We start from the raw sequence: 13,254 nt of genomic DNA, 5'->3' as shown, positions 1-13,254 counted from the left end.
TGCTTGGGCCGGAGGGGCGGCCCACATCAGGGGTGCCCTCAAAGCGGCGGGCCTTAACATCATTCTCAAGCGTGCCATCATCCGACAGCGCATTGAGAAAGTTGTTTACGCTTTTTTCAGTCAGCTCGACGTAGGTTTCATTTTGTTGCACGCGAATTGCGCCGATGTCGTCCTTGGTCAACCCGCCAGCGCGGCAGAGCAGCGGCAAAAGCCAGCGTGCTTCGGCGCGCTCATCGCGGCCCACCGAAAGGGCGATCCATGCGCTGGGGCCAAACGGCTTGCGCTCGCGCGGCTCGGCGCGGGCATCGGGGGCCGAAAGCTCTTCGGGGGCGGAGTGGCGCTCACGGAAAAGGCGCAAGTAGGCGGCGGCAACGGCCTCAGGCGATTGCGCGGCCAAAAGGCGGCTGGCGAAGGCGGCCTCGTCTTCGGTGATTTCTGCCGACCATGTGGGATCTTCCAGCAGGCGCTCTTCGTCGCGGCGCAGGATTTCTTCGGCACCGGGGGCGGTTGTCCACTCGGCGGTGACGCGGGCCATCTTGAGCAAGCGCTCGGCCTTCTTGGCCACGCGCGGCGGCACGATCAGCGCGGATATGCCTTTGCGCCCGGCGCGCCCGGTGCGGCCGGAACGGTGCAAAAGCCCCTCGGGGTTGGAGGGCAGTTCGGCGTGGATCACCAGCTCCAGCTTGGGCAGGTCAATGCCACGCGCGGCCACATCGGTGGCCACACAGACCCGCGCGCGCCCGTCCCGCATGGCTTGCAGCGCATGGGAGCGCTCGGTTTGGCTAAGCTCGCCCGACAGCGCCACCACCGAAAAGCCGCGGTTGGCAAAGCGGGCGGTGAGCCGGTTGACGGTGGCGCGGGTATTGGCAAACACGATGGCGTTTTCGGCCTCGTGGTAGCGCAGCACGTTGATGATGGCGTTCTCGGCATCGTTTTGCGCCACCCGTAGCGCCTGATAGGCGATATCGGCGTGCTGGCTGCGCTCGGAAACGGTGGTCACACGCACGGCATCGCGCTGGTACTGGGTGGCCAGCTTGGCGATCATCGGCGGCACGGTGGCGGAAAACAGCAGGGTGCGGCGATCCTCGGGGGCCTCGCCGAGCATAAATTCAAGGTCTTCGCGAAAGCCCAGATCAAGCATCTCATCGGCCTCGTCGAGCACAATGGCGCGCAGGCCTGTCATATCAAGCGAGCCGCGCTGGATGTGGTCGCGCAAGCGGCCCGGCGTGCCCACAACGATATGCGCCCCGCGCTCAAGCGCGCGGCGTTCATCGCGCATGTCCATGCCGCCAACGCAGGAAGCCATGCGCACCCCGGCCTTGGCATAAAGCCACTCAAGCTCGCGCTTCACCTGAAAGGCCAGCTCGCGGGTGGGGGCGATGACAAGGGCCATCGGGGTGCTGGCGGGGCCAAAGCGGCCACTCTCGTCCAGCAGGGTCGGGCCGATCGCAAGGCCAAAGCCCACCGTTTTGCCCGATCCTGTTTGCGCCGAAACCAGCAGGTCGGCCTCGTTCAACTCGGGGTTGGTGACGGCCTCCTGAACGGGAGTGAGCGCATCATAGCCGCGCTCGGCGAGCGCATCGGAGAGGGTCTGGATCATGAAAACAACCGATCTGGGAAGTCGACGCGGCGCAAAACACCACGGCCCGCCGGGAGGGCAGGGCAAGAAAGAGGGCTTCCTAGTGCAATCGGGCGGGCGTGTATATGGGCGAATGCACCGGGTGGTAAAGGAATGGCCGCCCGGAGGGGTCCCCGGGCGGCCCGCTGTGCCTAGTCGCGCAGCTTCACGATATCGTCGAGCAGCCCCGCCGTTCCGTTGTGCACGGTCAGCCGCTCAACCTTGCTGGCGATGGTTTCCAGCGCTTCCAGCTCTTTCAGGCGCAGCATGACCGGGTTGTCGGCCATCACCTTGGCGGTGTTATGCAGCGAGCGGACCGCGTTGGTTTCTTCGCGGCGCCGGATCACATTGGCCTCGGCCTCCTTCTCGGCAGAGACCACCCGGTTGAGGATTTCGCGCATCTCGCCGGGAAGGATCACATCCTTCAAAGCGATTTCCGCAACCTCAAGCCCAAGCGCCGCCATCTCGGTGCGCACCGCATCGGCGGCGGCGGCGTCAACGGCAACCTTGTCGGCCAGCAGATCATCGAGGCTGAGCGCCCCGAGGGTCTTGCGGAAGGCAAGCTGGAGCGCCCGGTGGAGCGCCTGCTCGAAACCAAGCGTAGACGTCACCGCCAGCCTGGGGTCGCTCACCCGGTAGGTCGCGGTGAGGTTCACCCGCAGCGTCACCCGGTCACGGGTCAGGATGTCCTGACCGATAACCTCATGAGCCCGCCAGCGCAGATCAACCACCTTCACCGCAGCCTTCGGCCCGAACGCCCAAAGGCGATAGGCCCCCGGCGCAAGCTCACCCGTGAGCGCCCCGTCAACCGAAAGCAGCCCGACATGCGCCTCGGCCACCGTGACGGTGGTGAAGCTGCCGGTCATGCCAGCCGCTTCCAGCCGTTTGGCCAAGGCGGCGGGCACAAGGGCGGCATCAAGCACGATGCGCTCAACCTCCCAGGGCCCGGCGGCTTTCCACAGGGTCACAAGATCACCGGGGGAGAGCAGCCGCGCGGGCCGCCCATCACGGGAGATAAGCACCGCCTCGCCTTCGGCGGCGGCCTCTTGCAGGAAGTGCGCGTCAAAGAGATCGGCGCGCGCGCGCTTTAGCGCGTCGCACTCGGAAGAGGCGAAGGTGCCATTGGCGGGCAGCTCATAGCGGATCAGCTCGGTGCCAGACCGGCGCAGGGTGTGGCGCCCCGGCCCGAGGATATCGGCATAGCGCCCGTCCTTGAGCACAAGCAAACGTTCGGTTTCCTTCACGGTCACGCGCGTGCGCCCCGTAAGCAGATTGTAAATCGTCATCAACATTGTCTCTTCCTTCCGTCTCTCTTCCTTATCGTCGTCGCAAGAGCGATCTCCTTGTGGTTTCATTGGGTTGCACCCGGATGGGTGGCAGGTGTGATGCCCCTTTGCGGGAGCGTAATAGGGTGGAGCCCGGAGCCGCCCCTGCCATGGCCGGGCGCGGACGACACGGGGAGAGGGAGTGGCGTGATGCGGCTGGGGTGTGCGGCGCATCGAAATGCCCCGAACCCGGCCCGCATCGGCCCGTTCCGTCACCCGCCGCCAGCACAAGGCCAGGGTCGGGCGGGCCCTTGCCGCCCCTTTGCCCGAAGGCGCCGGTTTGGCATGAAGCCACCCAACAAAGCGGCCCCGGACCCCGTAGTGATGCGCCGCTTTCGCGGCAGCCAGTACCTGAAACTGGTGGCTTTTGAGGCCAAAGTGATGGCGGGAATCGAACCCGCTACACCCAGATTATAAGTCTGGTGCTCTACCCGGATGAGCTACATCGTGGTGGGCTGATGGGAATCGAACCCACGACCTCCGGGGGTGACCCGGCGCTCTACCTCTGAGCTACAGTCCATCCCGCAGGGCTGCGCCGGGTTCGGCATACGGCAATGGCAGGGCCAACCGCACCGGACGGGCAAAAAGCCCGAACCGCTGAACTCCGACCGTTACAAACGGGAGATGCCATATAGGCGGCCCTGGTGATTCTCTTGTGTGAAATATTTTGTCACATCCCGTGCTGTGGCGCGGCGGCAACAGCACGGGGAGAGGAGATCGCTTAATCCGTCGCCGACATATCAACGCCAAGCGCCTTGGCGACGGTGAAGATATCCTTGTCGCCGCGGCCACACATGTTCATGCAGATGATGTGATCTTTCGGCAGGGTCGGCGCGTATTTCATCACATAGGCCAGCGCATGCGACGGCTCCAGCGCGGGGATGATCCCCTCGGTCTCGCAGCACAGCTGGAAGGCTTCGAGCGCCTCCTTATCGGTGATCGCCACGTATTTGGCGCGCCCGGTTTCGTGCAGCCACGAGTGCTCTGGCCCGATGCCGGGATAATCGAGGCCCGCACTGATCGAGAAGCCTTCAAGAATTTGTCCGTCGTCATCCTGTAGCAGATAGGTGCGGTTGCCGTGCAGCACGCCGGGTCGGCCACCGGTGAGCGAGGCGCAGTGCTCCATCTTGTCGTTCACGCCCTTGCCGCCCGCCTCAACGCCGATGATCTCAACTTCCTTGTCATCGAGGAACGGAAAGAACAGGCCCATCGCGTTGGAGCCGCCGCCGATGGCGGCAACGAGGCTATCGGGCACGCGGCCCTCGGCCTCCATCATCTGCTCGCGGGTTTCCTTGCCGATGATCGCCTGAAAATCGCGAACCATGGCCGGGTAAGGGTGCGGGCCGGCAACGGTGCCGATGCAGTAGAAGGTATCGCGCACGTTGGTCACCCAGTCGCGCAGCGCGTCGTTCATCGCGTCCTTGAGGGTGCCGCGCCCGGAGGTCACAGGCACCACTTCGGCCCCCAGAAGCCGCATGCGGAAGACATTGGGCTGCTGGCGCTCAACATCGTGCGCGCCCATGTAAACAACGCATTTCAACCCGAACTTGGCGCAAACGGTGGCGGTGGCCACGCCATGCTGCCCGGCGCCGGTTTCGGCGATGATGCGGGTCTTGCCCATGCGCCGCGCAAGGATGATCTGGCCGAGCACATTGTTGATCTTGTGAGCGCCCGTGTGGTTCAGCTCATCACGTTTGAGGTACACCTTCGCGCCACCCAGATGCTCGGTCAGCCGCTCGGCAAAATACAGCGGCGAGGGGCGGCCCACATAGTGCTTCCACAGGTAATTCATCTCATCCCAAAACTCGGGATCCGTTTTGGCGTGCTCGTAACGCTCCTCCAGTTCGAGGATCAGCGGCATCAGCGTTTCCGAAACGAACCGCCCGCCGAAATCGCCAAAACGGCCCTTTTCGTCGGGGCCGGTCATGAAGCTGTTGAAGAGATCGTTCATCGGGCAGGCTCCTTTGAATGTGTCGGCGTTCTATTGGCTTGGGCCGTGCGCAGCAAGCTAGAGCTTTTTCAGAAGGGTGACAGTGGGCCAGGCATCGGCGGGCATTCCAAGGCGCAGTTGCTCCTTTTGCACGGCGTCGCGGGTTTTGGCCCCAAGGATGCCATCAACCCGGCCCACATCATGGCCCCGTGCGGCGAGCTTCTTTTGAAGTGATTTCATCTGCTTGTCGGAAAGCCCCGGCTCCGCATTGCCTGCGTTATACACCGGCGCGCCCATGATGCGGGTGGCAAAATAGGCGGCGGTGGTGACGTAGGTGAAGCTTTGATTCCACTCAAAATAAACCCGGAAATTCGGGTAGGCGAGGAAGGCGGGCCCCTTGCGCCCCTGCGGTAGCACCAGCGAAGCGGGCAGGTTGGCGGCAAGCTGGCCGGAGCGTGGTTTCACCCCCATGGCGGCCCATTTTGCGGCGGGCATGGTGTGGTCGAGCCCGGATTTCGACCAGTCGAGATTGCTCGGCACGCTCACCTCTTGCAGCCATGGCTCACCCGCGCGCCAGCCAAGCGATTGCAGCATCTTGCCGCCCGACATCAGCGCATCGGCGGGGGAGGTTTTAAGGCTGACATGGCCGTCACCATCGCCATCAACCCCGTTTTCCAGGATGTCGGCGGGCAGCATTTGCACCATGCCGATCTCGCCCGCCCAGGCGCCTGTGGTGCGCGCCGGGTCAAGATCGCCCTTGGCGTAAAGCTTCATCGCCGCAAAAACCTGCGGGCGAAACAGTTCGGGGCGGCGGCAATCATGGGCCAGCGTCACCAGCGCGTTTGCGGTGTTGAAGTTGCCCTGCACCGCGCCAAAATCTGTTTCAAAGGCCCAAAACGCCAAAAGCACGCCGCGTGAAACGCCGTAGCGCTGCTCGATTTGGTCAAACACCCTGTCGTATTTTTTGGCATTTGCACGGCCGTTGTTAATCCGGCTTTGCGAGATGATCCGGCGGGAGAAATCCACGAACGGCAGGGTGAAAACCCCCTGCGCGCGATCCGCCTTGAGCACCTTCTTGTCTTGCCGCACGCCGGCAAGGAACTTTTGCGCCAGATCGGCAGGCACACCATGCTGCGGCGCTTCGGCAACCAGCCCAGATTTGAACGCCCCCCAGTCCCCGCCGCAAGGGGCGGCTCCCAGCGCGGGTGCAGCGAGCAAAACAAGGGCAGCAAGGGGTAGAAAGAGGCGGCGCATCGGGTTTTCCTTCAGGCGTTTGGGCTGCGCCGGACCCTATCTGAGCGGCACGGCAGAGCAAAGCCCTGCCAGACCAAAACAAAACAGGCCGATTCTGCCCGTTATGCGGGTATTATCTCTTGGGGTTTCACCCCTGCGGAGTCAAATGAGCGGCTTACGTGAATATTAGCCCGGTGAGGGTTGCTTTTCCGGTCAATAAGTTAACCCTTTAGGGACACGACTTAACGTTTTTTTAATTATTTCGAGCCAAAGTCCGCCTCGGGGGTTTTGCGCTCGGGTTAACCGGGACGAGAGGCAGACTTGAGGGTACTCATCGTAGAAGCGAACGATGAGCTTGGAGCAATCTGGGCTCGGCATCTTGCGCGTCAGGGCTGCGAGGTGGTTCTCGTGCATGATCAGGACAACGCGATTGAAGCGCTGCGCGGCGACACCCCTGTTCAGGTGATCGTGCTCAACATCATGTTGGAGCAGGGATCGGCGCTGGCTGTGGCCGATTATGCCTCATATCGCCAGCCCGAGGCGCGGATCATTTTTGTCACTGACACCAACTTCTTTTCAGACGGGTCGATCTTTTCGATCGCGGCCAATGCCTGTGCCTACCTGCGCACAGAAACCAAACTGGATGATCTCTCGGCCATGGTGGAGCATTATGGCGGCGGCTTTGACCCCGAGCCAGAGGCCGAAACGCTCCAGCATTAGGCACTTGGCGCGATGCAGGCTTGCCCGCACGGCCCGGATGGCTCAGGCTAAGACGAATCCCCTCTATTGGAGGGGTGGCCCCCACCACGGCCCAGCCCCCGAATTGATGCGAAAAGCTTGCCCCTGATGAAGACCGTCGTGCCCCTCAAAAGCCCCAAGCCCGCCGCCACGCCGCGCCCTGAAAGCCTGCGCCACGGGGGGCAGGTTTTGGTGGATCAACTGGTGCTGCGGGGCATCGAGCGGGTGTTTTCGGTGCCCGGTGAAAGCTTTTTGCCAGTGCTCGATGGGCTGGTTGGCTCCGGGATCCGCAATATCGTGTGCCGCCAGGAGGGGGGCGCTGCGATGATGGCCGAGGCGCAGGGCAAGATCGGGCCAGAGCCGGGGGTGCTGTTTGTCACCCGCGCGCCCGGTGCGGCAAATGCCAGCGCGGGGCTGCATGTGGCGAGGCATGACAGCACGCCACTGGTGGCGTTCGTGGGCCAGATCGAGCGTGGCGACCGTGACAGGGATGCCTTTCAGGAGGTTGATCTCAAGGCCATGTTCGCGCCGCTGGTCAAATGGTCCGCCGAGATCGACGATCCCGCGCGTATCCCCGAATATGTTGACCGTGCCTTCCGAATGGCCACGTCGGGCCGCCCCGGCCCGGTGATGCTGAGCCTGCCCGAGGACATGCTGCACGATAAGGTGGATGTGCCTGACCGCCCTGACGATGCCTTTTACACCTCGCCCGAAGGCTCGAACTTTGCCGAGCTTGTGATCCACCAGATAGAGCGCAGCCACCGCCCGCTGGTGATCGCCGGTGGGCCGGGGTGGAGCGGCGAAGCTGCTGCCAATCTTGGCCGCTTCGCCGAGGCGCTTGACCTGCCGGTTGCGGTGCCTTTCCGGCGGCAGGACTACCTTGATAACCGCCACCCCAACTACATCGGCGATCTTGGCGTGGGGATGAACCCGGCGCTGGCCGATGCGGTGCGCCAAGCCGATCTGATCCTCGCGCTGGGCACCCGGCTGGGCGATATCACCACCGGGGGCTACAAGCTGATTGATCCCGCCAACCCGGCCAAGCGGATCATCCATGTGCACCCCGATCCCGGCGAGATCGGCAAGGTTTACCCGGCGCAATTGCCCTTTGTGGCCGATGCCCCCGTGGTGCTGGCCAAGCTCACCCGAAGTGTGCGCCCGCGCAGCGAAAAGCGCCAGTGGACGGCGGATTACCGGATGGCCTATGAGCGCTGGGTCCGGCCCAAGGAAACCCCCGGCGCGGTGAAGCTGGAGCAGGTGGTCACATGGCTCTCGGACAACCTGCCAGAGGATGCGATCCTGACCAATGGCGCGGGCAACTACGCCGCCTGGCTGCATCGGTATTTCTGCTTCAAGCAATACGGCACCCAGCTCGCGCCAACCTCCGGCTCCATGGGCTATGGCCTGCCCGCCGCCATTGCCGCCAAGCTCGCATTCCCCGAGCGCACAGTGGTGGCCATGGCCGGGGATGGCTGTTTCCAGATGACCCTCAACGAGATGTCAACGGCCATGCAGCATGGTGCGGCGGTGATTGCGGTGGTGGTCAACAATGGCCGCTATGGCACCATCCGAATGCACCAGGAAAAGAGCTTTCCGGGCCGGGTTTCGGGCACCGATCTGGCCAATCCCGACTTTGCCGCGCTGGCCCGCGCCTACGGTGGCCATGGCGAACGGGTGCAGCGCAGCGAAGAGTTTGCCGGGGCCTTTGTGCGGGCGCAGGCCAGCGGGCGCATGGCGGTGATTGAGCTGTTGGTTGACCCCGAGGCGCTGTCCACCGGGATGACCCTGAGCCAGACCCGCGAAGTGGGTGAAAGCAAGTAAGCGCTCTGGCCTAATCGGTCAGCCGTTTTTCCATGAAGATCGAGCTTGCGGCATCGGGATAATCCCCAAATGCGGCGCAGCGGGTAAAGCCCGCAGCCTCGTAAAGCCGGTGAGCAGCATAGAGCGTGTTGCCGGTTTCGAGCTTGAGCATGGGCAAACCCTGCGCGCGCGCTTCCAGTTCGATGGCCGCCAAAATTCGCCCCCCAACCCCAAGCCCGCGCGCGTCTTCATGGGTGAACATGGATTTCACCTCCCCATACCCCTCCCGCGTGGCCAGGGCGCCGGTGCCAAGGGTTTTACCGTCCTTTCGGGCGGTGAAAAACACCACATCAGGGGCGGTAAGCGCCTCTGGCTCAAGGTAAAAGTTGTCCTCCGGCGGGAATAGGCTTTGCATCAGCGCGTGGCTGGCTTTCAGCAGGGCCAGCGCCTCTGGCTCCAGCGGGTTGCTTTGGGTTACGGTGATCTCTGACATGGGGCAGAGTTTGGTGCCTTTCGCGGGCGGGTCAAGCGGTGGGGCAAGCGGTGAAACGCCTATATCTTGTGGATAACCCGTGCTTGCCGCCAAGATGCTGATTGACAGGGCCACCGATGCTCCCAAACATGGATCAACCGGGGGAATCGCCCCTTTGGTGTGAAGGCGAACGGACAGGAACGCGGCAAACTTGCGCTTTACCCGGCTCAAACTGAACGGCTTCAAAAGCTTCGTTGACCCGACCGATCTGGTGATCGCGGACGGGTTGACCGGCGTTGTCGGCCCCAATGGCTGCGGCAAATCCAACTTGCTCGAGGCCCTGCGCTGGGTGATGGGCGAAAACCGCCCGACAGCGATGCGCGGCGGCGGCATGGAAGATGTGATCTTCGCCGGGGCCGCCTCACGCCCGGCCCGAAATTTCGCCGAAGTTTCCCTGCATATTGATAACGGCGAGCGCCTCGCGCCGTCCGGGTTCAACGACAGCGACGTGCTGGAGGTTGTGCGCCGCATCACCCGCGATGCCGGATCGGCCTATAAGGCCAACACCCGTGACGTGCGCGCGCGCGACATCCAAATGCTGTTTGCCGATGCCTCCACCGGCTCGCACAGCCCGGCGCTGGTGCGCCAGGGCCAGATCAGCGAGTTGATCAACGCCAAGCCCAAGGCACGGCGGCGGATTTTGGAAGAGGCGGCAGGCATTTCGGGGCTGTATCAGCGGCGCCACGAAGCCGAGCTCAAGCTGAACGGTGCCGAGCAGAACCTGAGCCGCGTGGACGATGTGATCGAGCAGCTTGCCACGCAGTTGGCGCAACTGGCCCGGCAGGCCCGGCAGGCGGCACGGTATCGCCAGATCGGCACCGATCTGCGCCAGGCCGAGGGCTTGCTGCTCTATCGCCGCTGGCGCGAGGCAGATGAGCTGATGGCTGGCTCTGGCGCGGCGCATCGTGAGATCGTGGCGGCAGCGGCTGCGGCGGAACGGGCGGTTCTGGCGGCAGAAAAGCAGCGCGCCGAGACAGACGCGGCCCTGCCCGGATTGCGCGAAGAAGAGGCGATTGCCGCCGCCGTGGTGCAGCGGCTTCAGGTAGAGCGCGGCGGCCTGCGCGAAGAGGCGTCCCGCGCGGAAGCGGCGATTGATACGCTGCGCGCCCGGATCGAGCAGATGACCCGCGACATTGAGCGCGAAGAGGGCCTCAACCGGGATGCGGGCGAAACCGTGGAGCGCCTGCGATGGGAGGCTGAAGAGCTGACCAAGGCCAGCGATGGCCATGAGGGCAAGCTCGAAGAGGCCATGGAAGCGGCCCGTCAGGCGGCGGCGCATTTGCAGGGGGTCGAAGAGGACCTTGCCGAAAAAACCGAGGATGTGGCACGGCTTGCAGCCCGCCACCAATCGGCGCAGCGGATGCTGGGAGAGGCGCGCAGCGCGGTCGATAAACACGCGGGCCAGGCCGGCGATGCGATGGGCCAGGCCGATGCCGCGCGTGACCGCAAGCTCACCGCCGAGGCGGCTGTAGAGGCCGCGATGCAGGCCAGTGAAGAGGCCGCCGAGCGCGCCGAAGCCGCCGAGGCGGCGCTGGAAGAGGCCGATGAGGCCCGCAGCGAACTGGCATCGCGCGAGGTTGATGCCCGCTCCGAGGCCAGCGCGGCGGAGGGCGAGGCGGGCGCGCTGAGAGCCGAGATGACGGCGCTGGCGCGGCTGGTGGCCCGCGAGGCAGGCGAGGGCGAACAGGTGCTCGACCAGATCTCGGTGGACAAGGGCTATGAAAAGGCGCTGGGCGCGGCTTTGGCCGATGATCTGCAAGCGCCATCGGTGGATGATGAGGCCCCCTCGGGCTGGGTGGCGCTGCCGGATTATCCGCACCCGCAAGGCCTGCCCGGCGGCATCCGTCCACTGGCCGATTACATGGCTGTGCCGAATGTCTTGAAGCGCCGGATGGGCGAGGTTGGGCTGGTTTCGGGCGAGGAAGGCGCGGCGCGCCAGGCCGAGTTGAAGCCCGGCCAGCGGCTGGTCTCTGTTGAGGGCGATCTCTGGCGCTGGGATGGCTTTCGCGCTGGCTCTGACGATGCACCAACCGCTGCCGCGATGCGCCTTCAGCAGCTTAACCGCTTGGAAGAATTGAAACTTGATCTTGAAGAGGCCGAGGCGCGGGCGCTTGGGGCAAAGCAGGCCCATGCCTTGCTCACCGCCGATCTGGCCCGGATCACCGAGGCCGACAGGGCCGCGCGCGCAGCCCGGCGTGAGGCCGATACCGCCATGGCCGAGGCCTCGCGCGCGCTGTCACGCGCCGAGAGCGAAGCCTCGATGGCGGCGACCAGGCTTGAGGCCGCCGAAATGGCCGTGGCGCGCAACTCGCAAGAGGCCGCCGAGGCCCGGCAACGGCTGGAAGAGGCCGAGGCCGCGATGGCCGAACTGCCCGACCTTGAGGCCGAGCGCGCGGGCGTAGAAGAAGCACGGGCGGCGGTAGAAGACGCGCGGCGCGAGATGCTGTCGCGCCGGGCGGTGCAGGACGAGGTGCGCCGGATGGGCGAGGCACGGGTGCGCCGGGGCCAGGAGATCACGCGTGACATCGCCAATTGGGAGGAGCGCCTGGCCAATGCCGAGAGCCGCTCAAACGAGCTGGCCGACCGCAAAGAGAGCATGATCGAGGAGCTGGAAGCAGCGGAAGCGGCCCCCGAAGAGATCGAGGCGCGCGAGGCGAACCTCATGGATGCGCTCGAAAAAGCCGAAGCCCGCCGCAAGGCCGCTGCCGATGCTCTGGCCGAGGCCGAGAGCGCTTGGCGTGAGGCCCAAGCGGCGGAGCGGGAGGCGGCGAAGGTGGCCGGGGAGTTGCGTGAGGGCCGTGCGGCCGCGCAGGCCCGGATGGAGGCGGCCGCCGAGGCGCGGCAGTTGGCCGAGGAGCGCATCCGCGAGGAGCTGGAATGTGCCCCGGACAGCCTGCTCGAAAGCCTTGGCGTGGATCCCGAAAACATGCCCTCCTCCGAAGCGTTGGAAAACGATCTGGCCCGCCTGCGCCGCCAGCGTGATGCGCTGGGCGCGGTCAACCTGCGGGCCGAGGAAGACGCCAAGGAGGTGGAAACCGAGCACGGTGAACTGGTCAAGGAAAAGGCCGACCTAGAGGAAGCGATCCGCGCCTTGCGCAATGGAATCGCCGGGTTGAACAAGGAAGGCCGCGAGCGCCTGCTCACCGCATTTGAGCAAGTGAACTCAAACTTCACCCTTCTTTTCAGGCACTTGTTCGGCGGCGGCGAAGCCAGCCTTGAACTGGTGGAAAGCGACGATCCGCTGGATGCGGGCCTAGAGATCATGTGTATGCCGCCGGGCAAAAAGCTATCGACCCTGAGCCTGCTTTCGGGCGGCGAACAGACCCTGACGGCGATGGCGCTGATCTTTGCGGTCTTCCTCGCAAACCCGGCGCCGATCTGTGTTTTGGATGAGGTCGACGCCCCCTTGGATGACGCGAACGTCACCCGGTTTTGCGATCTGCTCGACGAGATGACACGGCGCACCGACACCCGCTTCCTGATCATCACCCACCACGCCGTAACGATGAGCCGGATGGACCGCCTTTTTGGCGTTACCATGCAAGAACAAGGGGTTAGCCAGCTTGTGAGCGTGGACCTGAAGAAGGCCGAAGCGCTGGTCGCGTAAGCCATGTGGTTTTGCAAGTTGCGGCGGGCAGAGCGCCGTTGAGCCAAAAAGCAGGCTTACATAACCGATGGGCCGCAAACCAACAGCTGATTGGCAGACCAAGCCCCCGTCAAACCCAAGACATCTCTGGAAAAATCGCGACATCGCGATGCGCCAGACGGTGCTCGGATCGGTGTTTGCGAAGCCGCGCGACAGCAAGAATGCGGTGTATGCCGCTCCTGAATTAGCGTTCGCCTTCAATTGCTTAGGGGATGTTCTTGGAAAAACGAAATGGTGCAGTTACAGAGAGATAGTTTGAACTCTCTGTTTGACGTCCTTCTCGAATGGGAAACCCATCTCGCACAACATGATCTAAGCGATCTGAGGTGCGACGATGAGCACATCAGACAATAGTTTCAATGCGATAGCGGGAAAGCAGCCAAAGAAGAAGCCCGCGCCATTCTCCTTGCGCCTGACTTTCGAGGAGAGAAG

9 protein-coding genes and 2 tRNA genes are annotated in these 13,254 nt (G+C 64.0%); 4 read left to right on the top strand and 7 right to left on the bottom strand.

The features are described from left to right. From P1U55_RS14340 to P1U55_RS14315, 6 genes are all read right to left on the bottom strand, one after another. Positions 1-1,600, bottom strand: a 1,600-nt coding sequence (locus tag P1U55_RS14340) for a DEAD/DEAH box helicase (RefSeq protein WP_301048307.1), incomplete at its 3' end; no start/stop codon positions are given. A 170-nt stretch (positions 1,601-1,770) separates the two neighbouring features. Beyond that, positions 1,771-2,910, bottom strand: coding sequence for an SPFH domain-containing protein (locus tag P1U55_RS14335; protein WP_301048306.1), 1,140 nt, complete (start codon positions 2,908-2,910; stop codon positions 1,771-1,773). Between the two features lie 412 nt (positions 2,911-3,322). Further along, positions 3,323-3,390 (bottom strand) — tRNA-Ile (locus P1U55_RS14330). Positions 3,391-3,393: 3 nt separating this feature from the next. Continuing rightward, positions 3,394-3,463, bottom strand: a tRNA-Val gene (locus tag P1U55_RS14325). A 201-nt stretch (positions 3,464-3,664) separates the two neighbouring features. Next, positions 3,665-4,894, bottom strand: a complete 1,230-nt coding sequence (trpB, locus tag P1U55_RS14320; RefSeq protein ID WP_301048305.1) for a tryptophan synthase subunit beta — start codon at positions 4,892-4,894, stop codon at positions 3,665-3,667. A gap of 57 nt (positions 4,895-4,951) precedes the next feature. Continuing rightward, positions 4,952-6,127, bottom strand: a complete 1,176-nt coding sequence (locus P1U55_RS14315) for a lytic murein transglycosylase (RefSeq protein WP_301048303.1) — start codon at positions 6,125-6,127, stop codon at positions 4,952-4,954. Positions 6,128-6,427: 300 nt separating this feature from the next. Here P1U55_RS14315 and P1U55_RS14310 point away from each other — a divergent pair, with 300 nt between their 5' ends. After that, positions 6,428-6,826 carry a hypothetical protein gene (locus P1U55_RS14310; protein ID WP_301048302.1) on the top strand — a complete coding sequence of 133 codons (399 nt, stop codon included), beginning with the start codon at positions 6,428-6,430 and terminating at the stop codon, positions 6,824-6,826. 126 nt (positions 6,827-6,952) lie between these two features. Then, positions 6,953-8,665, top strand: a complete 1,713-nt coding sequence (locus tag P1U55_RS14305; RefSeq protein WP_301048301.1) for a thiamine pyrophosphate-binding protein — start codon at positions 6,953-6,955, stop codon at positions 8,663-8,665. Positions 8,666-8,675: 10 nt separating this feature from the next. Here P1U55_RS14305 and P1U55_RS14300 read toward each other — a convergent pair whose 3' ends face one another. After that, complete coding sequence (locus P1U55_RS14300; protein WP_301048300.1) at positions 8,676-9,137, bottom strand: GNAT family N-acetyltransferase; 462 nt, start codon at positions 9,135-9,137, stop codon at positions 8,676-8,678. A gap of 190 nt (positions 9,138-9,327) precedes the next feature. Between P1U55_RS14300 and P1U55_RS14295 the strand changes: the two genes are divergently transcribed. Beyond that, positions 9,328-12,783, top strand: coding sequence for an AAA family ATPase (locus tag P1U55_RS14295; RefSeq protein WP_301048299.1), 3,456 nt, complete (start codon positions 9,328-9,330; stop codon positions 12,781-12,783). Between the two features lie 67 nt (positions 12,784-12,850). Further along, complete coding sequence (locus P1U55_RS14290) at positions 12,851-13,081, top strand: hypothetical protein (RefSeq protein WP_301048298.1); 231 nt, start codon at positions 12,851-12,853, stop codon at positions 13,079-13,081. The last annotated feature ends 173 nt before the right edge of the window (positions 13,082-13,254 follow it).

The sequence above is a fragment of the Vannielia sp. genome (assembly GCF_029212645.1).
In the GTDB taxonomy this organism is placed as follows: domain Bacteria; phylum Pseudomonadota; class Alphaproteobacteria; order Rhodobacterales; family Rhodobacteraceae; genus Vannielia.
This window is presented reverse-complemented; position numbering and strand designations above follow the sequence as displayed.